The following is a 24,141-nucleotide window of genomic DNA, read 5'->3' as shown; positions in this document are numbered from 1 at the left end:
GTGGGACAACGAACCCGGCGACTTACCGCTGCCGGAACGACTGCACGTACCCGCCCGCCGGCGAGCCGACACCCGTCACGTCGTCGTAGCCCTTGACCGCGGTCAGCGAGCTGTCCTTGCCGAGGCTGCGGACCGAGGTCAGCAGGCCGTCGGCGGCGTCGAAGCCGTTGGCGTAGTCGACGCGGGCCACGGCCAGGCCCGACCCCGTCGGGTTGTCCGTGACGTCGTGGAAGACGCCCTTCTTGCCGTACTTGGCGTAGATCACCGGGTTGGCGAAGCCGAGGGGCTTGCCGCCGCGGGCCTCCTGGGCCAGGGCCTGGACCGCCGCGATGACCGGCGCGGCCAGCGAGGTGCCGCCGATGCGGTACTCGCTGTACTGCTCGGTGCCGTCGGGGAAGGTCTGGGTCTGGCCGACCAGGAAGCCGGTGTTCGGGTCGGCGATGGCCGCGATGTCCGGGACGACGCGGTTGCCGGAGGCGTTGTTGGCCGTGGCCAGCTCCTTCGGCACGACGCCCTTCTGGTAGTACGGCTGAGGCACCGTCTTGCTGGTGCCGCCGCCCGCGCCCGAGGTGAACGCGCCGGGGAAGCCGACCCAGCTCTTGCCGTCGGGGGCCAGCGACGCCTTCTCGGTGCCCCAGCCGGTCTCCCACTGGTACTTGTCGCCCTTGCCGACGGCCAGCGAGGTGCCGCCGACCGCGGTGACCCAGGCGGAGTTGGCCGGGGTGTCGACCTGCTTCACGCCTGTGTTGGCGACCTCGTCGCCGTTGTCACCGGACGAGAAGTAGAAGCCGATGCCCTGGACCGCGCCCAGCTGGAAGACCTGGTCGTACGCGGCGGCGAGGTCCGGCGTCTGGTTGGCCTCGATGTCGCCCCAGGAGTTGGAGACGATGTCGGCCAGGTGACTGTCGACGATCTTGCTGAGGGAGTCCAGCAGGTCGTCGTCGTAGCAGGAGGCCGCGCCCACGTAGGTGACGTCGGCGTTCGGGGCGACCGCGTGGACCGCCTCGACGTCCAGGGTCTCCTCGCCGTACCAGCCGGCGGCCCCGCACTCGTCGGTCTTGGTGTAGTTCTTCGGCAGCACCTGGTGCAGCTGGCCGGTCTTCCAGGCCGCGTCACCGTTCTTCACGGCGTACTTGCCGGCGTCGTAGGCGATCGTCGGGGAGGCGTACGCGTCGGTGATCGCGATGCGGACGTTCTTGCCGGTGTACGTGCCGGCGCCGTACGCCGCGCGCAGCTGCTTGCCGGTGTAACCCTTGATCGCGTACGGGATCTTCTGGCCGTAGGCGTCCGGGAGCGTCGTCGCGACGTTCGAGCCGTAGTACGACGAGAAGGGGCCCGCGTTCTTGAAGACCGCGTCCGGAGGCGGCAGCTGGTCGTCGTGGTTCGCCTTGTGCGGGGCGTTGTCCAGGCCGGTGACGGTGAGGACCGCGCCCTTGAGGGCGGCCGGGGCGGAGGCCGTGCGCGCCGGGGCGCGGTAGGTCTTGGAGCCCTTGGCGTAGTTGTGCAGCTGGGTGCCGAACGCCTTCTCGGCGGCGGCCACGTCACCGGAGACGGCGACGTAGTGCGGGGTGACCGCGGTGACCGTCAGGCCGGCCGACTTCAGCCAGGACGTGACGGCGGCCACCTGGGCCTTGGTGGCCCCGAAGCGGGCCTGCGCCTTCTTGGCGCTGAGGTACTTGCCGTACAGGGGCGAGCCTGGGTCGGACACCGCCTTGGCATAGGCGGCGAGTCCGGCCGCGTCCCGGCCGGCCAGGTAGACACGGGCCTTGACCTGGGCCTTGTCCGAGGTCGCGCCCTTGTCCGCCTTGGCCGTGGCCCAGAGCGGCTTGGTGCCCTTCAGTACGTCACGAGCAGGGCTGTCCGCGGCGTGTGCCGCGGGTATGCCCAGCGCCAGCGCACCGGCGATCATGGGCAGTGTCGCTGCCATGCTCACACCGGCGCGCACGGTGGCGCGGTTGGATCTCATAGAACCCCCTGCGATGCGGTTCGCATGCATGTAGTGGTTGGCACGTCGTGGAGGCGCGCGCCGGCCCGCGGCGGTGTCGGCCGACGAGTGGATCACACGATGGGGGCCACTCTTGCGATGAACCGTTCATGCAAGGGGAACGGGAAAGTCAAGAGAAGCTCAAGTAAGCGCCACGGAGGGTGATTTGACCCTTTGATCCTTACGGCGGTGTTACGAAGCGGCTTGCGCGCCCCGTTCCTTGAGCATTCCGGCCATCAGGTCGATCTCCGACTGCTGCGCGTCGACCATGCCCTGCGCGAGCCGCTTCTCCACGCCGACGGTGCACTTGGCGACACAGCCCTCGGCCATGTGGATGCCGCCCTTGTGATGGTCCGTCATCAGCTGGAGGTAGAAGATCTCGGCCTGTCTGCCGCTGAGCGACTGGAGCTTCTTCAGCTCGGTGTTGGTGGCCATCCCCGGCATCAGCGCGCCGTCCTTGCCGGAGGCCATGTCACCCATGCCCATCCAGGTCATCGGCGGGTCGGCCGACACCTTGGGCAGGTTCCACAGGTCCAGCCAGCCCAGCAGCATGCCGCGCTGGTTGGCCTGCGTCTGCGCGATGTCGTAGGCGAGCCGCCGCACCTCCTCGTCCTTCGTGCGGTCGCGCACGATGTACGACATCTCGACGGCCTGCTGGTGGTGGACGGCCATGTCCCGGGCGAACCCGGCGTCCGCCGAGTCCGCGCCCGGCGTCTTCGGGCCCGGTCCGCCGGTCTCCTCGGCGACCGCGTAGGTGATCGCGCCGGCCGCGACGAGCACCGCCGCCGCGGTCCCGGCGACCCAGCCGACGTGCTGCCGCCTCACTTCATGACCCCGCCGGTGCACGAGGCGCCCGGCTCGGGCGTCTGCGGGCCCTGCACGTACGTGGCGAAGAACTTGTCCACTTCCGGATCCTTCGCGCTCTTCACCGCCACCTGGTGGCCCCAGGCCGACAGGATCAGCGGGGCGTCCTGGTTCTGGTACGGGCTCATCAGCGAGTAGGGCGTCTTCTTCACCTTCGCCGCGAGCGCGTCGACGTCGGCCTTGGTCGCCTTGTCGGTGTACGTCACCCAGACCGCGCCGTGCTCCAGCGAGTGCACGGCGTTCTCGTCCGGCACCGCCTTGGTGTAGACGTCGCCGTTGCAGTTCAGCCAGACCGGGTTGTGGTTGCCGCCGACCGGAGGGTGCATCGGGTACGACACCTTGGTCGTCACGTGCGTCCGGGACAGCTTGCCCGACCAGGTCCTCACCCCGTCCTCGCCGGTGGTGAACTTCCCCGAGTCCCCGGAGCCCTTGGCGTCGCCGCTGGGCGCCGCCTGGTCCTTGCCGGAGTCGCCCTGCGTCTTCACCAGGACCACACCGCCGACGACGAGACCGACGACGACCACCGCGCTGGCGGCGATGGTGAGCACCCGGTTGCGGCGCTCCCGGGTGCGCTCCGCGCGCCGCATCTCCTCGATGCGCGCCTTGCGCGCCGCGGTGCTGCTGTTCTTGCCGGAACCCATGAGGCGTGTCCTTCTGGGGAAGGGGACGTGGACGGTGGGGCCCGCTGATCGTAATGCGGACGGGCCGCCCTTGACGTGGGGAGGGCACGGGAACCGGAAATTTGAAGCGGGGATGCGCATTATCTACGCTCGCGGTATGCGGCTGCTGCGCTCCACCGACCTGGCCCTGCGCGTCCTGATGCGACTCGCGGTCGCCGACGCCACGCCCACGACCCGCCAGGTCGCCGCCGACATGGACGTGCCCTACACGCACGCCGCGAAGGTCGTCGCCGAACTCCAGCACCTGGGCCTGGTCGACGCCCGGCGCGGCCGGGGCGGCGGGCTGGCGCTCACGGAGCGGGGCCGTACCGCGTCGGTGGGCGCGGTCGTGCGGACCTTCGAGGGCGAGGGCGACGTGGTGGACTGCGAGGGGACGCAGGGGACACCGGCCTGCCCGCTGCGCTCCGGCTGCCGCCTGCGCGGCGCCCTGCGGGGGGCCCAGGAGGCGTTCTTCGCCGCGCTGGACTCCGTCACGATCGGGGAGCTCGTCGCCGATCCGACGGGGCCGTTGCTGCTGGGGATCTCCCGGCGGCCGGGGCTGGAGTGAACGCGGCGCGACCGGCCACGGAAGGTCGTCAGGCGGGTGCCGCGCCGTCGTGGCTGGTCGCGCAGTTCCCCGCGCCCCTTCGGGGCGCTTCCCCTCAGCCCCGTGCCAGCCAGAGGTCCGGGCCGAACACCTCGTAGTGGATGTCGGCCGGGGCGACGCCCTTCTCGATCAGCTGGGTGCGGACCGCGCGCATGAAGGGGAGGGGGCCGCACAGGTACGCGCGCGTGCCGGGGTGTACGGCGATGTCCGCGAGGTCGACCAGGCCGCTCCGGGTGCCCGGCGCGGCGTCGCGCTCGTAGAAGAAGTGCGCGCGGGCGTCGGGCAGCTTCTCCGTGTACGCCGTGTGGTCGGCGCGCAGGGCGTGGTCGGCGGGGGAGCGGTCGCCGTGCACGACGGTGACCGGGGCGCGGTGGCCGCCGGCCGCGAGGTCGGCCAGCATCGCGATCATGGGGGTCACGCCGATGCCCGCCGAGGCGAGCAGCAGGGGCGTGTCCGGGCCGCCGTCCGGCACGAGGTCGCCGTACGGCTCGGACAGCTCCAGGACGTCGCCGGGCCGCACGCGCGCGTGGAGGTGGTTCGACACCTCGCCGTCGGGCGTCGCTCCACCCCGTACGCGCTTGACGCTGATCTGCCGCACCGCCTCGCCCGGCGCCCCGGTCAGGCTGTACTGCCGTATCTGCCGGGCGCCGTCGGGCAGGGTGACGCCGACGGAGACGTACTGTCCGGCGCGGAAGCCGGCCACCGGGCCGCCGTCGGCCGGGCGCAGCCGGAAGGTGACGACGTCGGGGGTCTCCTCGACGCGCTCGACGACCTCCCAGGCGCGCGGGCCGGGGCCGCCGCTCTCCTCGTACAGCCGCTTCTCGATCGCGATGAGGGCGTTCGCCATCAGCCAGTACACCTCGTCCCAGGCGGCGGCCACCTCCGGGGTGACGGCCTCGCCGAGGACCTCGGCGATGGCGGCGAAGAGGTGCTCGTGGACGACGTCGTACTGCTCGGGCGCCACGCCCAGGGAGGCGTGCTTGTGCGCGATGCGGCCGAGCATCGCGTCCGGCCGCCGGTCCGGGTGGTCCAGCAGGTGCGTGGCGAAGGCGGCGATCGAACCGGCGAGGGCCTGCTTCTGGGCGCCGGAGGCCTGGTTGCCGCGGTTGAACAGGTTGCGCAGCAGGTCGGGGTGGGCGTCGAAGAGGCGGGCGTAGAAGCGCTCGGTGATCTCGCCGATCGCCGCGCCGACGGCGGGCAGGGTGGCGCGGACGGTGGCTGCGGACTGCTCGGTCAGCATCGGGACTCCTCGGAGAACTCGGCTGATCGGCACGCTATGAAAACTTGCATCTGAGATGCAAATTTAACGGGCGTGGTGTCGGTCACGGAGGAAGCGGACCGGCCATTACGGATGTCGGTCCGAGCAGGCAAGATGGGGCGAGAGCGCAGTACACCTGCCGTACGGGAGGCGTTCGGCGCGAAGACGCCCGGGCGATCGAGGTCCGCAACGCGCGTGAAATGGTGTTGTGGTGGGATGCTCGGGTGCCCGACCGCCTCCCGTGGGACGGGGGACAGGCGGCCTGACCAGCAAGGATGGGGAAGCGGAAGATGGACAAGCAGCAGGAGTTCGTGCTCCGGACCTTGGAGGAGCGCGACATCCGGTTCGTACGCCTGTGGTTCACGGACGTGCTGGGCTTCCTCAAGTCCGTCGCCGTGGCCCCCGCCGAACTGGAACAGGCCTTCGACGAGGGCATCGGCTTCGACGGCTCCGCCATCGAGGGCTTCGCCCGGGTCTACGAGTCCGACATGATCGCCAAGCCGGACCCGTCCACCTTCCAGGTCCTGCCCTGGCGCGCGGAGACCCCCGGCACGGCCCGCATGTTCTGCGACATCCTCATGCCGGACGGCTCCCCGTCCTTCGCGGACCCCCGTTACGTGCTGAAGCGCGCGCTGGCCCGCACCTCCGACCTGGGCTTCACCTTCTACACCCACCCCGAGATCGAGTTCTTCCTGCTGAAGGACCGCCCGCTGGACGGCTCGCGCCCCACCCCGGCCGACAACTCGGGCTACTTCGACCACACGCCCACCAACGTCGGCATGGACTTCCGCCGCCAGGCGATCACCATGCTGGAGTCGATGGGCATCTCGGTGGAGTTCTCCCACCACGAGGGCGCGCCGGGCCAGCAGGAGATCGACCTGCGCTACGCCGACGCCCTGTCCACGGCGGACAACATCATGACGTTCCGCCTGGTCATGAAGCAGGTGGCGCTGGAGCAGGGGGTGCAGGCGACGTTCATGCCGAAGCCTTTCTCCGAGCACCCCGGCTCCGGCATGCACACCCACCTGTCCCTCTTCGAGGGCGACCGCAACGCCTTCTACGAGTCCGGCGCCGAGTACCAGCTCTCCAAGGTCGGCCGCTCCTTCATCGCCGGTCTGCTGCGGCACGCGGCGGAGATCTCCGCGGTCACCAACCAGTGGGTGAACTCCTACAAGCGCATCTGGGGCGGCTCCGAGCGCACCGCCGGCGCCGGCGGCGAGGCCCCCTCCTACATCTGCTGGGGCCACAACAACCGCAGCGCCCTGGTCCGCGTCCCGATGTACAAGCCCGGCAAGACCGGCTCGGCCCGCGTCGAGGTCCGCTCCCTCGACTCCGGCGCCAACCCGTACCTGGCCTACGCCGTCCTCCTCGCCGCCGGCCTGAAGGGCATCGAGGAGGGCTACGAGCTCCCGCCGGGCGCCGAGGACGACGTCTGGGCCCTGTCCAACGCCGAGCGCCGCGCCATGGGCATCGAGCCCCTCCCGCAGAACCTCGGCGAGGCCCTGACCCTCATGGAGGGCAGCGACCTGGTCGCCGAAACCCTCGGTGAACACGTCTTCGACTTCTTCCTCCGCAACAAGCGGCAGGAGTGGGAGGAGTACCGGTCCGAGGTCACCGCGTTCGAGCTGCGGAAGAACCTGCCGGTGCTGTAGGCGCAGGTCAGGGCGGGTTTCCCGCGGATTCGGCGGAGGGGGCCGACGGTCGCGGACCGCCGGCCCCCTCGCGTTTTTTACTGACCCTGGGCCGTCTCTGGACGGGTCAGGATCGGGCGCACGGGGGGTCGTAGGGGAGGTGGGGGACGTACTTGTGCCACAGCTGGGGGGTCAGCATGTTGCCGGTGGAGCGGCAGATGTACGCGACGGCGGATCGGGGGGTCATGGGCAGGATGCGAACGGCGTATGAGCCGTCGCCGATGAACAGGGTGCGACCGTCGCGGGAGAACGTCATCGTGTCTATGTAGTCGGGGATGACGACCGGGTTTCCGAAGGGCCGTGCGTCGCCCGGGTCGCGGACGTCCCACAGCCGCAGCGTGTGGTCGGAGCCGCCACTGACCACGGCGCGGCCGTCCGGACTGAAGGCCAGGGCGATGACGGTGCCCCTGTGACCCGTCAGGTCCTGACCCAGATGCCGGGGACGGGTGCGGTCGCGGATGTCCCACAGACGCAGTACCGCGTCATCACCGGAGGTCACGAGCATGTGGCCGTCCGGACTGAAGACCACCGAGTTGACGGGGTCCTCGCTGACAGTTCGCAGCCTGCCCAGGGACCTGGGGCGCGCGGGGTCGGCGACGTCCCAGAGTCGCAGTCTGCCGTCGTCCGACACGGCGACGAGCGTGTGTCCGTCAGGGCTGATGGCCACACCGTTGATCTGACCGCCTGATCCCGAGGACAGCGGTCGGCCGAGAAGCCGTGGACGAGACGGGTCGGAGACGTTCCACAGGAGCACCGCTCCGTGGGAGTCACCGCTGGCCATCGTGTCCCCGCGGGGGGTGAAGGCGACACTCAGGAAGTTGTGGTCGGCATGCCCGGGCGGGCTCCTCAGGAGCCTTGGCCTGGCCGCATCGGTGACGTCCCAGAGCTGCACCCTCGGTCCGGCGGCAACGGCCAGAATCCTTTCCCCGGGTTGGAAGGCGATCGCGTAGGGAGAGGACGGCGCGTCCAGCCGTATCGACGCGCTGCGCAGCCGGGGATCGGCCGTGCTGCCGACGTCCCAGAGACGTACGGTCCGGTCCGCCGAGCCCGAGGCCAGGAGATGCCCGTCGCGGCTCAGGGCCATGGCCTGTACCAGGTCCGAGTGCCCGGTGAGGATCGTGCGGGGGATCGTCCAGATCCTGACCTGGTGGTCGTTGCCGGCGCTGGCCAGTTGGGTGCCCCTGGGGTTGAAGGCCAGCCCCCATACATGTCCGGTGTGGCCCACCAGCGAGGCGAGCCCCCGGTAGTCCCTGGGGGAGGGCAGGTTGTAGAGCCCGACGGTGTTGCTGTCCCCGCCGAGGGCCATGAGCTTGCCGCTGTGGGAGAACGCCACCGCGTTGACGCCGTTCTCGCCGGTCGGGGAGTTGATCGCGGTCGGCTTGGCCGGATCCGTGATGTCCCACAATTGGGCCGCTCCTGAGTCCACGGCCGCGGCCAGGGTCCGGTTGTCGTGGTTGAAGGTGACCGTCTGGACGTAGGCGTCGGCCGGCGCGTCCGGGATGGTCGGCCTGCCGGCGGCCCGTGGATGCCGCGGGTCCGTCACGTGCCACAGCCGTACGGCCGCATGGCTCCCGCCGGCCGCCAGCAGCGTGCCGTCCGGGCTGAAGGCGACGTCGTTCACCGAGCCGTTGGCTCCGGCCCTGGTCAGCGGTGGCCCGAGGAGCTTCGGGGCACGGGGGTCGGAGACGTCCCACAGCCGGACCCGGCCGTCATCGCCTGCTGTCGCCAGGAGGCGCCCGTCGGGGCTGATCGCGAGGGCGTACTGCCCGCCGCCACCCGCATTGACCGGGCCACCCAGGGCGGTGGGGTGCCGGGGTCGCGGACGTCCCAACGGCGGAAGGTGCCGTCCTCGTCGGCGGCGGCGAGGAAGTGTCCGACAGCGCTGAAGTGCACGCCCCACACCGGCTTGTGGAAACCCCGCAGCGGATCGCCGAGCCTGCTCGGGCGGCCCGGGCCGGCGGTGTTCCACAGCCTGATCTCGCCCTTGCTGTCCCCGCTTGCCAGCACACGACCGTCGGGACTGAAGTCCACGGTGTTCACCTCGCCCCGGTGACCGGTCAGCACGGTGGACAGCGGTGTGTCCTCGTCACCGAGCAGACTGACCACGGTGGACTCGTTCGGCTGCATCCGTTGCGCCACCACGTCCAGCTGGGCGGCCAGAGAGGCGTCCGTCATACGCAGCTGATCGGCCTCGGCCCTGACCTCCCCGGCGATCGCGGTATTCCGTTCCTGCTGTGCCCTGTCGCTCTGCACCCGCGCGAAAACGCCCACCACCGCGAGGGCCACGGCCAGCGCACTCAGGACAGCGACAAGGCCCTGCCATATCCCGCGGACGCGCTGCCGGTGCCGTACCGAAGTGCTCAGGAACTCCGACGCGACCGGCCCGAGCCGGCCCGCGCCCTCGTCGTCATGCGCACCGCCACCCCCGGCCAGCGCCCGCGCCTCCTCCAGCCGCACCCCCCGGTACAGCAGCCCCGGATCGCGCCCCGCCTCCTCCCAGGCGGCCGCCGCGTCCTCCAACCGCTGCCGGGCCAGGTACCGGGCGCGGTGGTCCCGGATCCACTGGCGCAGGCGTGGCCAGGTGCGGAGGAGCACCTCGTGGGTGATGGTCACCGTGTCCTGCTCCCGGGTCAGCAGGCGTCCCCGGGTGAACTTCTCGACGACCTGCGCGGCCTCCTCGGGACGCGCGCACTGGCTCACGAGGTCGTCGTACCGCACCGGACACCGCGTGTCCGCGGCGCCCCGCTCGCCGAACTTGACCAGCCGCAGGAACAGGGACCGCGCGGTCTCCCGCGCCGGCGGATCCAACCGGTCGAACCAGCGGTCCGCCTCGGTGGCCACGCTGTGCGCGATACCGCCGGTCGCCTCGTAACCGTCCACGGTGAGGACACGGCCCGCGCGGCGCAGCCAGGTCGCCCGCAGGGCGTGGGCGAGCAGCGGGAGCCGTCCGATCTCGTAGGCGGGGTCGTCGTCGGATCCCTCCTCGGTCGTGCCCAGGTCGCGCAGCAGGACCTCCACCAGTCCAGGTTCGACGTCCAGCCCGACCGCGCGGGCGGGGTAGAGGATCGCCTCCCGTACGCCGGTCCGGGTCAGCGGTCCCATCATCACCTGGTTGCGTTCCACCGCGTCGAGGAGAGCGGGGTGGGCCGCGCACTGGGTGTAGAAGTCCGATCGCAGCCCGAAGACGACCAGGCCGGGTGGGGGTTCGCCGCTCGGACCGACCTCCGCGATGCCGAGGACCGCGTCGAGGAAGTCCCGGCGCTGCTGCTTGTCGGGGCACAGCGTGAACAGTTCCTCCAGCTGGTCGACGACCACGACGACCCGGCGTTCCCCGGGGCCCTTCGCCAGTGCCCGGCGCAGCTCGTCGGGCCGCAGGACGGGAGAGCCGTCCCGGCCGCTTTCCATGACCTCCCACAGATGGGCGCCGAGGGCCTCCATCGGATGGGACGTCGGCGTGAGCCACACGAGCGGCCAGCGTGCCGAACCCGGCAGCACGCCCCGCCTCAGCTCGGCCAGCAGTCCCGCCCTGAGCAGCGAGGACTTCCCCGCCCCGGAGGGCGCCACGACGACCAGCGCGCCGCCCGCCGCGAGGCAGCCGTCCAGCCGGACCAGCAGCTTGGCCACCACGGAGTCCCGGCCGAAGAACCACCGCGCCTGTTCGGTGGTGAACGCGGACAGACCGGGATACGGGCACTCGTCGGAGAGTGCGGCGTCGGGCACCCGGTGTGTGCGGCGCACCCCGGTCTCGTAGTGCACGTGCAGATCCCGCTCGGAGACGTACAGGTCCCGGCGAGCCTGGTAGATCCTGGCCCGGTCCGAGGCGCGCGCCTGCAGGCCGACCCGCTCACCGCGCGGCATCTCCTCGCTTCGGACGGAGGGTCCGCCGGAGCCGCGTGCCGGGGGCCCGCCGATGGGAGTCATGGCCCCTGGATGTGCTGATCACGCCCGGCCTGGTAGACCCGGCCTTGTCCGGAGGCCTCGGCGTGGAGCTCCTGGGTACCGGTGCGGATGCCGGTGTCGTGGTGCACGTGCGGGGTGATGTCCCGCTCGATCAGGCGGCGCAGGTCCTCCGCCAGCGCGCGGTTCTCCCCCAGCAGCTCGGCCACCCGGTCCGCCCAGACCGTGACCAGCTCCGACTCCGCGTCAGTGTCCTGTTCCCGGCGGGCCGTCACCGCGCGGTCCCTGGACTCCTCCAGTTCCGCGGCCACACGGTCGGCCTGCTGCGGGCGGATGCGACGCCACCAGCCGGCGAAGGCTGTCCGTACCTGTTCCCAGGCGTCGGTGGTCATCGCTCCCACCAAGGCCGTGGCCGCCGACATCACGATCGGGTCCATCGCCACCAACCCCGCAATACCTCTAATAGGACTAATGTACCCATTTTGGGGTAGGGTGTCGCGCCAACACGGTGGCGGCCAGGGCGCTTTGGTTGAACGGTGAAAGACAGGTTCAGGCCGGTCGCGGCGGCGGCGCGGTCGCGTGGGGGCGGCCGGGCCGGACCTCGGGCCGGGGTGACGTACAGGCGGCGCAGGCCGGTGACCCGTCAGAGGCGAGGCGGGTTTCGCCGGTGACCCCCTCACCGCAGGCCCCGGGTGACCCGGCCTCCAGGAAACGGTGTTCCGCCGTCAGTTCCCCGATGACTTGCTCGCGTTCGCCGCGGTGGGCCGGCGCCTCGTCCCAACTCGGGGAGGAGTACCGGTCCGAAGGTCACGGCGTCCCACCGCCGTTCGCCGTGACGCCGCCGAGTCGCGTACCGAACACGCACCCGGAACCGTGAACACGCACCCGAGGTCGTCGATCCGGCGTTCGCCCGGCCCTAGCATGCGCCTGTGGCACCGCTGCTCGCCGTGTGCGCCGGGTACTTCATGGTCATCCTGGACGTCACGATCATCAATGTCGCCGTGCCTGTGGTGGGCCGGGAGCTGGCGGCCTCGCTCACCGCCGTCCAGTGGATCACGGACGGCTACACCCTCGTGCTCGCCGGGTTCCTGATGACGGGCGGTGCGCTCGGCGACCGGCTGGGCAACCGGCGGGTCTTCTGCTCGGGCGTGGCGCTGTTCACGGGGGCATCGGTCCTGTGCGCGGGCGCGCCCAGCGCCCCGGCCCTCGTCGCCGCCCGGCTGGTGGAAGGGCTCGGCGCGGCACTGATCGTTCCCGGCTCGCTCGCCCTGCTCCAGGAGGCCTACCCCGAGCCGGCCGCGCGTTCGCGGGCCTTCGGGCTGTGGGGGTCGATGGCGGGGATCGCCGCCTCCGCCGGGCCCCTGCTGGGCGGGCTGCTGGTGTCCACCGTGGGCTGGCGGTGGGTGTTCCTCGTCAACGTGCCCGTCGGCGCGGCCTGCCTGATCCTGACGGCACGGTTCGTCGCCCCCTCGCCACGGCACCCGGACCGGGCCGTGGACTGGCCCGCCCAAGTCGCCGTGGTGGCGGCCGTCACCCTGCTGACAGCCGCCTTGAACGAGGCCGGACGGCGCGGCTGGTCCGACCCCGCCGTCCTCGCCGGACTGGGCCTGGCCGCCCTGGCCGTGGCCGGGTTCGCGCTGCGCGAGCGGCTCGCCCGGGCTCCGGCCCTCCCCCTGCGGCTGCTGCGCTCACCGGCGATGGGGGGAGCGGCCGTCGTAGGGCTCCTGTTCAACTTCGGCTTCTACGGCATGGTGTTCACCGCCAGCCTGTACTTCCAGCACGAGCGCGGCTTCAGCGCGCTGCGGACCGGGCTGGCGCTGTTCCCGGCCGTGGCGGTGACCATGTTCGCCTCCGTCCTGTCCGGGCGGCTGACCCGCCGTACCGGGGACCGGCCGCTGGTGGTGACCGGCATGCTCCTGAGCGCCCTCGGGCTGGCCGGGTGGGCCGCCGCCGGGGCGGATCCGGCCTACCCGCTGCTGGTGGCGCCCATGACGGCCGCCGGGTTCGGTACCTCCTTCGCCCTGACCGGCTCGACCGCCACGGTCATGGGCGCCGCACCGCGGGCGTACGCGGGAGCCGCCTCCGCCCTGTTCAACACCACCCGTCAGATCGGCAGCGCCACCGGCGTCGCACTCGGCGGCAGTCTGCTGGCGACCAGTACCGACTACGGCTCCGGGGTGCGCCTCGCCATGGCCGTCGGCGCCCTCGCCTACCTGATCGCGGCGGGGCTGGCGTGGTGGTGCGTGCCGGCCAGGGCGGCGCGGGCCGCCGCCCCGTGACGCGTGCGACGGCCGGCTCAGTGCGCGCGCAGACACTCGATCTCGTAATCCCCGCTCTCCTCGTCGATCGTCACCCCGTGCGTCTCGCTGCGGAAACCCGGGAAGTGGCGGTCGAAGGTCTCCAGGGCCGTGAGGTAGCGCAGGAGGGGGCCGTCGGGGGCGCCGGTGGACTCGCCCGGCATGAGGACCGGGATGCCGGGCGGGGTGACCGTGACCATCGCCGCCGCCACCCGGTGCGCCGCGTCGGCGATCCGCACCCGCTCGGTACCGCCCCGCACCAGGCGCTGGTAGCAGTGCTGGGGCGGGTGGACCGGCTCCGGCAGCTCCTGGAACGCGGTGTCCAGCAGCTCCACCAGGCGCGCCGAGCGGAGCTGCTCGTGCATCTGCCGGCACAGCTCGCGCAGGGTCAGGCCCGAGTAGCGTCGAGGGTGCGCGGCGACCGCCTCGGGAAGGACCCGGGCGAGCGGGGCGTCGGCGTCGTACAGGGCCTTGAAGTCCATCAGGGCGTCCAGCAGCGTGCCCCACTTGCCCTTCGTGATGCCCATCGAGAACAGGATCAGCGTCGTGTAGCTGTCGGTCTTCTCGACCACGATGTTCCGGGTGGCGAGGTAGGCGGTCAGGACGCGCGCCGGGATGCCCTCCTCGGCCATCTCCCCGGTCGCGGTGATGCCGGGGCAGGTCAGCGTGACCTTGACCGGGTCCAGCATGCAGTGGCCCTCGGTCAGCCCGGGGAAGCCGTGCCAGGCGGCGCCCGGCTCCAGCAGCCAGCAGGACTGCTCCGTGCGCAGCAGCTCCGGCGGGGCCTCGTCGAAGGGCAGGCGTTCGCCGGTCGCCGGGTCGGTGACCTCCTCCGGCTGCCAGACGCCCAAGAACCACGGCGGCCGGTCCCCGGCGCTCTCCACCCGCCGGCGCAGCCGCACCATCTCCTGCCGGAAGCGGATCGCCTCCGTCACCGCCTCGTCCACCAGCCACTCGCCCTGCGGGCCGTCCATCATGGCCGTCGCCACGTCCAGCGAGGCGATCATCGGATAGAGCGGCGAGGTGGTGCCGTGCATCATCAGGGCCTCGTTGAACCGGTCGTGCTCCACCGGCGCCCGGGGCGCGGGCCGTACGTGCACCATCGCCGACTGGGACAGCGCGGCCAGCAGCTTGTGCGTGGACTGCGTCGCGAAGATCGTCGGCCGGTCCGGGCCCGGGAAGGCGTCCGCGTCCACCGACATGCCGTACCGGCCCCGGTACAGCGGATGGAAGCGGGCGTACGCGAACCACGCCTCGTCGAAGTGCACCCGGGGCGTGCTGGCCGCGAGCGCCCGCGCGGTCGGCACGGCCGCGTAACTCAGGCCGTCGTAGGTGGAGTTGGTGAACACCGCGTACTGCGGTTCGCGCGATGCGGCTCCCTCGGCCAGCGGGTGCCCGGCGATGCGGGCCGCGATCGACTCCGCCGCCAGTTCGGCCGGGGGCAGCGGTCCGGCGAGGTCGTACCCGTTGCGCGTGGGCACCAGGTAGACCGGCCGGGCGCCGGAGACCACCAGGCCGTGCAGCACCGACTTGTGGCAGTTGCGGTCCACCAGGGCCAGTTCGTCACGGGTGACGCTGAAGTGGCCCACCAGGCGGTTGCAGGTGGAGTCGCCGTGCAGGACGAAGTACGTGAGGTCGGAGCCGAAGACGCGGGCCGCGTTGCGCTCCGCCTCCCCGATCGGGCCGGTGTGCTCGAACAGCGAGCCCAGCTCCTCCACCGAGATCGACAGGTCGGAGCGGAGCAGCCGCTCGCCGAAGTAGTCGTGGAAGGCGCGCCCCGCCGGTGACTTGAGGAAGGCGACGCCACCGGAGTGGGCCGGGGTGTGCCAGGAGTACTCGTGGGCGTCGTCGAAGCGCCGCAGCGCCCGGAAGAACGGCGGCAGCACGTCCTCCCGGTAGGCGCGGGCGGCGCTGGTGATCCGGCCCGCGATGAACCCCGGGGTGTCCTCCAGCGGCCACACGTACCCGACGACGGTCTCCGACACCCACAGCGGCAGCTCCCGCACGCCCTCGTCGGCCATGACCAGGAACACCGGCAGGTCCCGGAACCGCCGCCCGATCCGGCGCAGTACGGCGGCCCCGCCCGGGGCGCCGTCCGCCGGGGCGAGCGCGGCGCCGGGACCGTCGCCGTGCCGCCGCACCGCGTCCCCGGGCAGGTCCCAGGCGACCACGGCCGCGGCGAGGCCCGCCTCGGTGCGCAGCACCGCCTCGGCGTCCTCCGCGCTGACCGCCCAGCGCACCTCGAAGCCGTCCGCCTCCACGGCGTCCCGGATCTTCCGCAACTGCTCGGCTCCGGCGCCCTCGGCCCGCGGATGCTGCGGCACCGCGACCAGGATCCTGCTGTCGGCCATCCCCTGCCCTCGCCTTCCCCGGCGGCCACCCGGCCACCACGCCGGAAAGTCTCCGGGCGGCCCGCCGGAGCCCCGGCAGCCCGCGACCGCAAACCACCGTGATGACGTAAAGCGGGGTTGCCGCGTTGACCTCCGCCGGGCCTAGGCGTTTCCTTCAGATCATCGGATCGTTGGTTGGTAAGACGCCTGCAAGCCACACGGCGGGACGCAACTACGCGGCCCCTCACCTATGTGCGCAGCCTGAATTCCGGGGGCGCGGGTGTGGCGCCCGGCCGGCAAGCCAGACGCCACACCCGCACACATCAAACCGACGAGGCCGACGGGGCCGACGAGGTGATCGCCCGGCCCAAGTGCCGGGCGAAGAAGCGGACCGCGCCATCGGCCTCGAACCGGGGCAAGTTTTTGTGCTTGCCCGAGTTCACGTGCAACGACTTCTCCTTGGAGGCGAACGCGTCGAACAACGCAAGACCCGCCTCGCGCTGGATGTGCTCGTCGTCCCACTGCAGGTCGAACTCGATCGGAACGGTGATCTGCTTCGCCTTCTCGGTCAGGACGTCGGGCCAGTGCCGGCCGAACACCGCGGCGGTGATCCTGGGCTCGATCGCCACGAACGGTATGCCGATCGCGGTCCCCATGTTGATGCCCCAGAAACCGACCGGCTCGTCGACGCCGATCTCCGAAGGTCCTGGAGGGCGTCCAGCGTCGCCCGGTACTCGGGCACGGCGAGCTTGCCCAGACAGTCGTTGCAGCGCACGACGATCGGACCTTCCGCCTCACCCGCCGCCCGCGCCCGGAACAGCTCGGCGACCTCCGCCTCGTCGTGCGCCGTGCGCGGTCGGTCGCCCTGACCGGGCGGTTCAAGCCTGCGGCAGCTCCCGGAGCAGGCGCTTGATCATGTTGCGCCCCTCGGTCACTTGCAGCCTCGGGTGCTCGAAGGCCAAAACGCCCACCTCGGCTATGCCGATCTGCACGCGAAGTGCCTGCGCAACGCCGGGGATCAGTTCCGGCTCACCGACCCAGGCGACTTGATCGAGCGCGAAGGAATGCAGTAGCTTGCCGGGTTTGCCCACTATGACCCCGCCGACCGAAAAAACGAGCAGCCGCTGGTCGGTCAGCGCGATGATGATCCGACCGGGCAGTTGGAGCGGCACATCCGGCGCCGCCGCCCGTCCGCGCGAGGTGATCGCGGCCATCGCGGCCGCACCGGCCGCCCCGGCGAGACCGGCCGCGCCACCGATCATCGTCGTGCGGACCCCGCCGATCCGGAAGGCCAGCACCCCGTAGAGCACCCGTTCACCAGGCAACTTCTCGTCCTTGAGCCTGAGTTCGACCTTCTCCGCCATCGTTCTTGCCACGGGATCACCTCCCCCTCGCTTGGTCAACGGAGCAAATCTACGGGCGTCAGGCCGACTGTCCGAACAACAGCCGATCGTGCGCGCCGCAATCGGGCCATCCGCCACGGCGACGTTCGGGGCCGACGCGGTGAACCCTTTCGTCGCCCGGCTGCCGCTTGCCGGAGAACTTCCGCAATCCTCGAAGCGATGTCTGCTGCAGCGGAACCGGCGGCGGCAGCACGACTCGCCCGCTACTGGGAAACGTTCCGGCAGGAGGACGACCCGGAGCGGTCCCCGGCCGTCGCCGCCCTCGACGCTGTTCTGCACGAGGGGCGCGCGGCCCGCATCCACGTCATCTACGACGGGCCCGCCACCGTCGGAGGTCGCCTCATGCCCGGCGTCCGGGAGCAGTTCTCCACCGTCATCCTCGCCCAGGTCGGCGCCGGCACCTGGCAGCGGCTCACCCCGATAGTCGACCCCGCCCCGAAGGGCAGCCCGCTTCCAGGCCGCGTCCAGTCGTCCAGGACGGCGGTGCCCATCCCGCTCAGGTGCCGCCGATGACCGACGCGATCGCGTCGATCACCTGCCGGTGATCGACGATCTGAAGGAAACCGCCTAGCCGAGGTACGCCGGTGACACCGCCGCCGAGCTGATCCGGTGGGAGGTTCCCGAGCCGTCCGCCGGGACCTCGTACAGGTCGGCGCCGTAGTCGCCGGGCAGCGCGTACACGAGGGTGCGGGTGTCCTTCCACACCGCCTGGTCGTCCACGCTGCGCGTCTCGGCCAGCGGGGTCTCGCGCATCGTCCGCAGGTCCAGCACGTACAGCCGCCAGGGCGCGTCCTTCGGCAGGCCCGCGACCCGCTTCTTGTACGCGACCCGGGTGCCGTCGGGCGACAGGGACGGGCACTCCACGTTGGCGTGCACCGTGGTGACCGTACGGCGGCGCAGGTCGCCGCGGACCAGGTACGTGCGCCCCTCGGTGGCCAACGTCGCGTAGAACGTGCGGTCGTCGGCCGCGAACGTCACCCCCCAGAAGTTGACGTCCGCCGCCCGGTACGGACGTCCGTCCTTGACGATCCGGAAGGCCTCCAGGGACGGGATCAGCGTCCCGCTGCGGGTGTCCACGACGGCCGCGCGCGTGGAGAAGTCGGTCCCGGCGTACGAGTCGCCGCCCACGAACGCGGTCCAGGCGGCGAAGTGCCCGGTGGGGGAGACCCGCGCGCGGGAGGGGATGCCCGGCACGTCGTAGCGGTCCACGGTCCGCAGGCGGGCGTCCAGGATCAGCGCGCGGTAGGTGTCCGAGACGGGCCCGTGGACGGCCTGGAGGCACACCCCGGTGCCCGAAGCGGCGTAGAAGCGCAGGCACTTGAGACCGGACGCGGTGCGCGGCGCGTCCGGGGCCGACGCCGGGACGCTGGTCAGCTCGTCGCGGTGCGGCCCCCACGCCATGTTCCTAAACACCAGCCGCCCCGGCTCGCGCAGTGTCACCGTCCCCGGTGTGACGCGGGGGCCGCCCGCCTGCGCGCGGTCACGGCGGTCCGCTCGCGCGGAGGCGTGCAGCACCGACGCCAGCCCGACCGCGGCCAGCACGCAGACGGCCGAGACCAGGACCAGGATGCGGGTGCGTACGGTCATGCGGGCACCGTTCCCTTCGGGCGCAGGGTGAGGGAGAACGCGGCGCACGCGGCGAGCGCGACCGCCGCGCCCGCCAGCGCCGCCCGGTCGCCCCACACCGTCCAGGCCGCGCCGAACAGCAGCGAGCAGGCGAACCGGGTCAGCGCCTGCCCGGTCTGTACGACGGCCAGCCCGGAGGAGCGCAGCCCTTCCGGCACGCTGTCGGAGGCGGCGGCCATCAGCACCCCGTCGGTGGCGGCGTAGAAGCCGCCGTGCAGGGCGAGCACGACGTACGGCAGGCCGGTGCCGTGCCAGGAGGTGAGCAGCAGCGCGTACACGACGAGCAGGGCGCCGTGGCCGGCCAGGAAGACCGTCCAGCGGCCCACCCGGTCCGCGAGCCGGCCGAGCGGCACCGCGAGCAGCAGGAAGGCGGCGGCCGTGCCCAGGGGCAGCAGCGCGAACCAGCGGTCGGGGACGCCGAGGCGGCGCTGGAGCAGCAGATAGACGAAGGAGTCGCTGACGGTGGCGAGGCCCAGCAGCAGCGCGCACAGGGTGATCCGGCGCAGATCACGGCCGCGCAGCAGGGCGAGGGCCGCCCGGACCGTGGGCCGTTCGGCCGGGACCGCGTCACCCCGCGCGCCCGGCACGAAGAGCACGAGCACGAGGACGCCCAGCACGGCGACGCAGAAGCTGACGGTGAACACCGCGTCGTACCCGTCGACGGTGGCCCGCAGGATCAGGAACGCCACCAGCGGCCCGAGCAGGGCCCCGGCCGTGTCCATCGCCCGGTGCACCCCGAAGGCCCGCCCGCGCGTCTCGGGCGTGCTGGCCAGTGAGATCAGCGCGTCCCGGGGTGCCGTGCGCAGCCCCTTGCCGGTCCGGTCGGCGGCGAGCACGAGGCCGATGGGGGTCAGCGCGTGCGCCACCAGCAGCAGCGGCTTGCACACGGCCGAGATGCCGTACCCCAGCCCGGCGACCCACTTGTGCCGTCCGCCGCCCCGGTCGGCGAAGTGCCCGCCCACCAGGCGCACCAGCGCCGAGAACCCGTTGTAGATGCCGTCGAGCAGCCCGAACCCCAGCGGTGACAGACCCAGTCCGGTCACCAGGTACAACGGCAGCACCGCCGTCACCATCTCCGACGAGACGTCGGTGACCAGGCTCACCGTCCCCAGCGCGAGCACGGTCGGCGCGAGGGCCGCACGGCGCCGCCCGGCCGAAGGCCGGACGGCACCCTGAGCGGACGTACTCGCACGGCTGTCCGCTACGTACACGTCAGGACGCCCAGATCCCGGTGATGTCCTGGGCGGAGGCCGCGTTGCCCGCGTGCGTGGTCAGGCCCTGGGTGTCCTCCAGGGTGCGCAGCAGGTCGTAGTGGTTGTACGTGGTCGAGGAGCTGGACCCGGCGGCGACGGGCTGCCCGTAGAACACGGTCGGGATCTTGTTCCCGCTGAGCCGGTTGTCCTCGTCGAAGGTGACGACGAGCAGACTGTTGTGGGTCTTGGCCCAGGTCGCGTACGCGCCCAGGTTGTTCTTCAGCCAGGTGTCACCGGTGGACACCGAGCAGTCGTGCATGTCGCTGCACAGGTTCGGGACGACGAACGACATCTGAGGGAGCGTCGAGTAGTCCGTCGGGAACTGGGCGAACGTCTTCGCGGTCGAGGTCGGCACGTTGCTGAACCCGAACCAGGGGTTGTGCTTGCGGGCGTAGGTGCCGCTGCTGCACGTCGTGGAGCCCTGGCTGGGCAGCGTCTCGTTGTAGCTGGCCCAGGTGCGGCCGGCGGCGATCAGCTCGGACGCGAGGTTGCGCGCCGAGGAGAACCCCGGCGTGTAGCAGCTGTCGTCGGTGATCCCCTGCGTCGAACCGGAGAACAGGGCGAAGTAGTTGGGCTGGCTGGGGTGGGTCTCGGCGTAGGACTGGGTCAGGTTGGCACCCCCCGCCTTCAGCGAGTTGATGTACGGCGCGCTGGAGGAGCCGATGACCTGGCTGTAGGCATGGTTCTCGAAGACCACGACGACCACGTGGTCCGGGCTGGGCACGGCGCCCGCGGCATGCGCGGACCCCTCGCCGAGCCCGGTCCACAGCCCGACCGCGGCTGCGGCGAGGGCCGCGGCGGACGCCACGACGGCGCGGGCACGGCGATACGCCGAACGGGCAGAACTGCCGGACACATCAACCTCCGGGTAAGGATGGGCGGCTGGCGGTGCGGACAGAGCATGGTCACGCCAACAAGCCCCTGGCCCACGCCGGCCAACCTGACGGGTGAAAACCCGATGAACGCCGGGTACTCGCGCCCGCATGGCGGACATCCTCATCGGCACCTGCGGCTGGACCGACCCGGCGCTGCTCAGGAGCGGCTGGTACCCACCCGGCAACCGGGACGCCGAGAAACGGTTACGCCACTACGCCACCCGCTTCCCCCTCGTCGAGGCGGACTCCCCGTACTACGCGCTGCCGACCGCGCGCACCACCACCCTCTGGGCCGAACGCACGCCCCCCGGCTTCCGTTTCGACGTCAAGGCGTTCTCCCTCCTCACCGGCCACCGCACCCGCCCCGCCGGCCTCCCGCCGGACCTGCGCGACCACCCCCGCGACGAGGCCCTGCGCACGGAGATCTGGGCCCGCTACGCCGAAGCGGTGACGCCCCTGCGCGACGCGGGCCGCCTGGGCACCCTCCTCTTCCAGTACCCGCCCTCCCTCACCCCCGGCCCGGAGGCCGAGGCCTTCATCCGCACGGCCCGCGAACGCGCCCGGGACTGGCCGTTCGCCGTGGAGTTCCGCGATCCCGCCTGGTGGCACCCCGACCGCGCGGACCGTACGGCGGCGTTCCTCAGGGACCTGAACGCGACAGCGGTGGCCACGGACACCCCCGACGCCCCGCCCCCCGCCCCCGTCACCACCCCCCACCTGCACCTGATCCGCTTCCACGGCCGCAGCCCGCACTGGGGAAAGGGCACGAAGGAGGACCGCTTCCGCCACACCTACACCGAGCAGGAACTCTCCGCCTGGCTGCCCCGAATCCGGCAGGCCGCCGCCCACGCCGGGGAACTGCACATCCTCTTCAACAACTGCTGCGGAGACGCGGCCCCGCGGGCGGCCCAGACCCTGCACGACCTGCTGGCGACGGAACTCCCACACCAACAACGCCGACCGGTCCCGAACCCGCGCACGGCGTGACGGCCCGCACCCGCGCACGGCGGCAAGGGGACGTGTCGGGTGGTGTCCGCCCGCAGCGGCCGGCGAAAACCCCGGCACCCCACGAGCGACAGTCCGCCGGACCGAGGACGGACACCACCCGGCGCGGCCCCGACCCCCACCCCACGCCAGGCGCGACCCGAGCCACGAACCACCCGCAGGGGCCGCCGCAGGCAGCGCCGACCACCGCCCGCCACCCGGCGCGTCCGCCGACCCCCCCCGCGCGTCCGCCGCCCGGCCCCCGGCGCGACCACCGGACGGCACACCCGCGCAACCACCGACCGGCACCCCGTGCAAACCACCGACCGGCACCCCGTGCAAACCACCGACCGGCACCCCGTGCAAACCACCGACCGGCACACCCGTGCAAACCACCGACCGGCACACCCGTGCAAACCACCGACCGGCACACCCGTGCAAACCACCGACCGGCACACCCGCGCAAACCACCGACCGGCACCCCGCCCGACCGCCGGACGGCACCCCGCCCCCTCCGGTTAGGCTCTGGCCAGGACGACAGAAGATCCGAGGGGAGACCACGGACATGACGCCGGGGCGCAGAAGCAGCACCTTCACCCGTCTGCTGCGGCACGGCTTCACCGACCCGTCCGCCGCGGAACGCCTCCTCGACGGCCCCGAACTGGCCCCCGTCCGCAACGACCCCGTCCTCCTCGAAGCCCTCGGCGCCACCGCCGACCCCGACCTCGCCCTGGACGGCCTGGTACGCCTCCTGGAGGCCCAGCCCACCCCCACCGCCCACCAGGAACTGCTGGACACCCTCATCGCGGCCAAGCCCCTCCGCGACCGCCTGCTCGGCATCCTCGGCGCCTCCGCCGCCCTCGCCGACCACCTCGCCCGCCACCCCGGCGACTGGCAGGCCCTCGTCACCTACGAGCCGCACGACCTCCACCCGGGCGTCGCGGAGTTCGAGCGCGGCCTGGCGGAGGCCACCGACCCGGTCTCGCTCCGCGTGGCCTACCGCCGCTGCCTGCTCTCCATCGCCGCCCGGGACGTCTGCGGCACCACGGACGTCGCCGAGGCCGCCGCGGAACTCGCCGACCTCGCCACCGCCACCCTCCGCGCGGCCCTGTCCCTCGCCGAACGCGCGGCCCCCGAGGACGCCGCCGCCTGCCGCCTCGCGGTGATCGCGATGGGCAAGTGCGGCGGCCACGAGCTGAACTACGTCTCCGACGTGGACGTGATCTTCGTGGCGGAACCGGCCGAGGGCACCCCCGAGCCCCAGGCGCTGAAGGCCGCGACGAAACTCGCCTCGCACCTGATGCGGATCTGCTCCGAGACCACCGTCGAGGGCTCCATCTGGCCGGTGGACGCCAACCTCCGCCCCGAGGGCCGCAACGGCCCCCTCGTGCGGACCCTCAGCAGCCACCTCGCCTACTACCAGCGCTGGGCGAAGACCTGGGAGTTCCAGGCCCTGCTCAAGGCCCGCCCGGTGGCCGGCGACGCGGCGCTCGGCCAGGCGTACGTCGACGCCCTCGACCCCCTCGTGTGGAAGGCGGCGGACCGCGAGAACTTCGTGGCGGACGTGCAGAAGATGCGCCGCCGCGTGGTGGAGAACATCCCCGCGGCGGAGATCGACCGCGAACTCAAGCTGGGCCCCGGCGGCCTGCGCGACGTGGAGTTCGCCGTGCAGCTCCTCCAGCTGGTGCACGGCCGCACCGACCCCGCCCTGCGCAGCGGCACCACCCTGGACGCCCTGGAGGCCCTCGCCGCGGGCGGCTACGTCGGCCGGGAGGACGCCGCCCGCCTGGACGAGGCGTACCGCTTCCTGCGCTCCATGGAGCACCGCATCCAGCTGTACCGCCTGCGCCGCACCCACCTCGTCCCCGAGGCCGAGCCGGACCTGCGCCGCCTCGGGCGTTCCCTGGGCCTGCGCGCCGACCCGGTGGCCGAGCTGAACCGCGAGTGGAAGCGGCACACCGGCGTCGTACGGCGGCTGCACGAGAAGCTCTTCTACCGCCCGCTGCTCGACGCGGTCGCCCAACTCGCGCCCGGCGAGGCCCGGCTGCGCCCGGAGGCGGCCCGCGAACGCCTGGTGGCGCTCGGCTACGCCGACCCGGCCGCCGCCCTGCGCCACCTGGAGGCCCTGGCCTCCGGCGTGTCCCGCAAGGCGGCGATCCAGCGCACCCTGCTGCCGGTGCTCCTCGGCTGGTTCGCCGACTCCGCCGACCCGGACGCGGGACTGCTGAACTTCCGCAAGGTCTCCGACGCGCTCGGCAAGACCCCCTGGTACCTGCGCCTGCTGCGCGACGAGGGCGCGGCGGCCGAGAACCTGGCCCGCGTCCTGTCGGCGGGCCGCCTCGCCCCGGACCTGCTGATGCGCGCCCCCGAGGCGGTGGCCCTGCTGGGCGACGGCAGCGGAGGGGGCCCCGCG

The 24,141-nt window shown here is 72.2% G+C and carries 18 protein-coding genes and 1 pseudogene; 6 read left to right on the top strand and 13 right to left on the bottom strand.

The window, feature by feature from the left end:
• Window positions 1-22 precede the first annotated feature (22 nt).
• From ABZV94_RS23125 to ABZV94_RS23115, 3 genes are all read right to left on the bottom strand, one after another.
• Complete coding sequence (locus tag ABZV94_RS23125) at window positions 23-1,966, bottom strand: S53 family peptidase (protein WP_356343116.1); 1,944 nt, start codon at window positions 1,964-1,966, stop codon at window positions 23-25.
• 210 nt (window positions 1,967-2,176) lie between these two features.
• Complete coding sequence (locus ABZV94_RS23120; RefSeq protein ID WP_356343114.1) at window positions 2,177-2,809, bottom strand: DUF305 domain-containing protein; 633 nt, start codon at window positions 2,807-2,809, stop codon at window positions 2,177-2,179.
• Window positions 2,806-3,489 carry a DUF3105 domain-containing protein gene (locus ABZV94_RS23115; RefSeq protein ID WP_356343111.1) on the bottom strand — a complete coding sequence of 228 codons (684 nt, stop codon included), beginning with the start codon at window positions 3,487-3,489 and terminating at the stop codon, window positions 2,806-2,808. Before ABZV94_RS23115 ends, ABZV94_RS23120 begins: the two co-directional genes overlap by 4 nt.
• 136 nt (window positions 3,490-3,625) lie before the next feature.
• Here ABZV94_RS23115 and ABZV94_RS23110 point away from each other — a divergent pair, with 136 nt between their 5' ends.
• Window positions 3,626-4,075, top strand: coding sequence for an Rrf2 family transcriptional regulator (locus ABZV94_RS23110; protein ID WP_356343109.1), 450 nt, complete (start codon window positions 3,626-3,628; stop codon window positions 4,073-4,075).
• Window positions 4,076-4,169: 94 nt separating this feature from the next.
• Here ABZV94_RS23110 and ABZV94_RS23105 read toward each other — a convergent pair whose 3' ends face one another.
• Window positions 4,170-5,354, bottom strand: coding sequence for a globin domain-containing protein (locus ABZV94_RS23105; protein WP_356343107.1), 1,185 nt, complete (start codon window positions 5,352-5,354; stop codon window positions 4,170-4,172).
• A 308-nt stretch (window positions 5,355-5,662) separates the two neighbouring features.
• Between ABZV94_RS23105 and glnA the strand changes: the two genes are divergently transcribed.
• Window positions 5,663-7,024, top strand: a complete 1,362-nt coding sequence (gene glnA / locus ABZV94_RS23100; protein ID WP_356343105.1) for a type I glutamate--ammonia ligase — start codon at window positions 5,663-5,665, stop codon at window positions 7,022-7,024.
• Window positions 7,025-7,130: 106 nt separating this feature from the next.
• On the opposite strand, the gene ABZV94_RS23095 is transcribed toward glnA, so the two are convergent.
• Genes ABZV94_RS23095 through ABZV94_RS23085 form a run of 3 tightly spaced genes read right to left on the bottom strand, consistent with a single transcriptional unit; the run spans window position 7,131 to window position 11,403 of the window.
• Window positions 7,131-8,792: a WD40 repeat domain-containing protein gene (locus tag ABZV94_RS23095; protein WP_356343149.1), complete on the bottom strand. Its 1,662-nt coding sequence runs from the start codon at window positions 8,790-8,792 to the stop codon at window positions 7,131-7,133.
• Window positions 8,708-10,984, bottom strand: coding sequence for a hypothetical protein (locus ABZV94_RS23090; RefSeq protein WP_356343102.1), 2,277 nt, complete (start codon window positions 10,982-10,984; stop codon window positions 8,708-8,710). The genes ABZV94_RS23095 and ABZV94_RS23090 overlap by 85 nt, the downstream gene beginning before the upstream one ends.
• Window positions 10,981-11,403 (bottom strand): hypothetical protein, encoded by a 423-nt coding sequence (locus ABZV94_RS23085; protein WP_356343100.1) that lies wholly within the window; start codon window positions 11,401-11,403, stop codon window positions 10,981-10,983. Before ABZV94_RS23085 ends, ABZV94_RS23090 begins: the two co-directional genes overlap by 4 nt.
• A 486-nt stretch (window positions 11,404-11,889) precedes the next feature.
• On the opposite strand from ABZV94_RS23085, the gene ABZV94_RS23080 reads away from it, so the two are divergent.
• Window positions 11,890-13,239 (top strand): MFS transporter, encoded by a 1,350-nt coding sequence (locus tag ABZV94_RS23080; protein ID WP_356343098.1) that lies wholly within the window; start codon window positions 11,890-11,892, stop codon window positions 13,237-13,239.
• A gap of 17 nt (window positions 13,240-13,256) precedes the next feature.
• Here the strand turns inward: ABZV94_RS23080 and ABZV94_RS23075 are convergent, their stop codons facing one another.
• The 3 genes and pseudogenes from ABZV94_RS23075 to ABZV94_RS23065 form a co-directional block, all read right to left on the bottom strand.
• Window positions 13,257-15,608 carry an Orn/Lys/Arg decarboxylase N-terminal domain-containing protein gene (locus tag ABZV94_RS23075; protein ID WP_356343097.1) on the bottom strand — a complete coding sequence of 784 codons (2,352 nt, stop codon included), beginning with the start codon at window positions 15,606-15,608 and terminating at the stop codon, window positions 13,257-13,259.
• A 302-nt stretch (window positions 15,609-15,910) separates the two neighbouring features.
• Window positions 15,911-16,470 (bottom strand): annotated as a pseudogene (locus ABZV94_RS23070) (alpha/beta hydrolase); the annotation flags it as partial.
• On the bottom strand, window positions 16,466-16,963 hold the full coding sequence (locus tag ABZV94_RS23065) for a hypothetical protein (protein WP_356343095.1): 498 nt from the start codon (window positions 16,961-16,963) through the stop codon (window positions 16,466-16,468). The pseudogene ABZV94_RS23070 and the gene ABZV94_RS23065, both read right to left, overlap by 5 nt.
• A 186-nt stretch (window positions 16,964-17,149) precedes the next feature.
• On the opposite strand from ABZV94_RS23065, the gene ABZV94_RS23060 reads away from it, so the two are divergent.
• Window positions 17,150-17,503 (top strand): hypothetical protein, encoded by a 354-nt coding sequence (locus ABZV94_RS23060; protein WP_356343093.1) that lies wholly within the window; start codon window positions 17,150-17,152, stop codon window positions 17,501-17,503.
• Window positions 17,504-17,557: 54 nt separating this feature from the next.
• On the opposite strand, the gene ABZV94_RS23055 is transcribed toward ABZV94_RS23060, so the two are convergent.
• The 3 genes from ABZV94_RS23055 to ABZV94_RS23045 are packed head-to-tail and all read right to left on the bottom strand — an operon-like array spanning window position 17,558 to window position 20,725.
• On the bottom strand, window positions 17,558-18,577 hold the full coding sequence (locus ABZV94_RS23055) for a TolB-like translocation protein (protein WP_356343091.1): 1,020 nt from the start codon (window positions 18,575-18,577) through the stop codon (window positions 17,558-17,560).
• Window positions 18,574-19,827, bottom strand: coding sequence for an MFS transporter (locus ABZV94_RS23050; RefSeq protein ID WP_356343089.1), 1,254 nt, complete (start codon window positions 19,825-19,827; stop codon window positions 18,574-18,576). Before ABZV94_RS23050 ends, ABZV94_RS23055 begins: the two co-directional genes overlap by 4 nt.
• A gap of 1 nt (window position 19,828) precedes the next feature.
• Window positions 19,829-20,725, bottom strand: coding sequence for an alkaline phosphatase family protein (locus ABZV94_RS23045; RefSeq protein WP_356343087.1), 897 nt, complete (start codon window positions 20,723-20,725; stop codon window positions 19,829-19,831).
• Between the two features lie 127 nt (window positions 20,726-20,852).
• Between ABZV94_RS23045 and ABZV94_RS23040 the strand changes: the two genes are divergently transcribed.
• Both ABZV94_RS23040 and ABZV94_RS23035 read left to right on the top strand, forming a co-directional pair.
• Window positions 20,853-21,731 carry a DUF72 domain-containing protein gene (locus tag ABZV94_RS23040; RefSeq protein WP_356343084.1) on the top strand — a complete coding sequence of 293 codons (879 nt, stop codon included), beginning with the start codon at window positions 20,853-20,855 and terminating at the stop codon, window positions 21,729-21,731.
• A gap of 562 nt (window positions 21,732-22,293) precedes the next feature.
• Window positions 22,294-24,141, top strand: a 1,848-nt coding sequence (locus tag ABZV94_RS23035; protein WP_356343082.1) for a bifunctional [glutamine synthetase] adenylyltransferase/[glutamine synthetase]-adenylyl-L-tyrosine phosphorylase, incomplete at its 3' end; no start/stop codon positions are given.

This window comes from Streptomyces sp. NPDC004658 (assembly GCF_040609555.1).
Lineage (GTDB): Bacteria > Actinomycetota > Actinomycetes > Streptomycetales > Streptomycetaceae > Streptomyces.
This window is presented reverse-complemented; position numbering and strand designations above follow the sequence as displayed.

Bases quoted from the DNA above. Each gene is read 5' to 3' on its own strand.
- ABZV94_RS23115 (WP_356343111.1), bottom strand. From the start codon at position 3,489: ATGGGTTCCGGCAAGAACAGCAGCACCGCGGCGCGCAAGGCGCGCATC.
- ABZV94_RS23105 (WP_356343107.1), bottom strand. From the start codon at position 5,354: ATGCTGACCGAGCAGTCCGCAGCCACCGTCCGCGCCACCCTGCCCGCC.
- ABZV94_RS23040 (WP_356343084.1), top strand. From the start codon at position 20,853: ATGGCGGACATCCTCATCGGCACCTGCGGCTGGACCGACCCGGCGCTG.
- ABZV94_RS23055 (WP_356343091.1), bottom strand. From the start codon at position 18,577: ATGACCGTACGCACCCGCATCCTGGTCCTGGTCTCGGCCGTCTGCGTG.
- ABZV94_RS23110 (WP_356343109.1), top strand. From the start codon at position 3,626: ATGCGGCTGCTGCGCTCCACCGACCTGGCCCTGCGCGTCCTGATGCGA.
- ABZV94_RS23060 (WP_356343093.1), top strand. From the start codon at position 17,150: ATGTCTGCTGCAGCGGAACCGGCGGCGGCAGCACGACTCGCCCGCTAC.
- ABZV94_RS23125 (WP_356343116.1), bottom strand. From the start codon at position 1,966: ATGAGATCCAACCGCGCCACCGTGCGCGCCGGTGTGAGCATGGCAGCG.
- glnA (WP_356343105.1), top strand. From the start codon at position 5,663: ATGGACAAGCAGCAGGAGTTCGTGCTCCGGACCTTGGAGGAGCGCGAC.
- ABZV94_RS23090 (WP_356343102.1), bottom strand. From the start codon at position 10,984: ATGACTCCCATCGGCGGGCCCCCGGCACGCGGCTCCGGCGGACCCTCC.
- ABZV94_RS23075 (WP_356343097.1), bottom strand. From the start codon at position 15,608: ATGGCCGACAGCAGGATCCTGGTCGCGGTGCCGCAGCATCCGCGGGCC.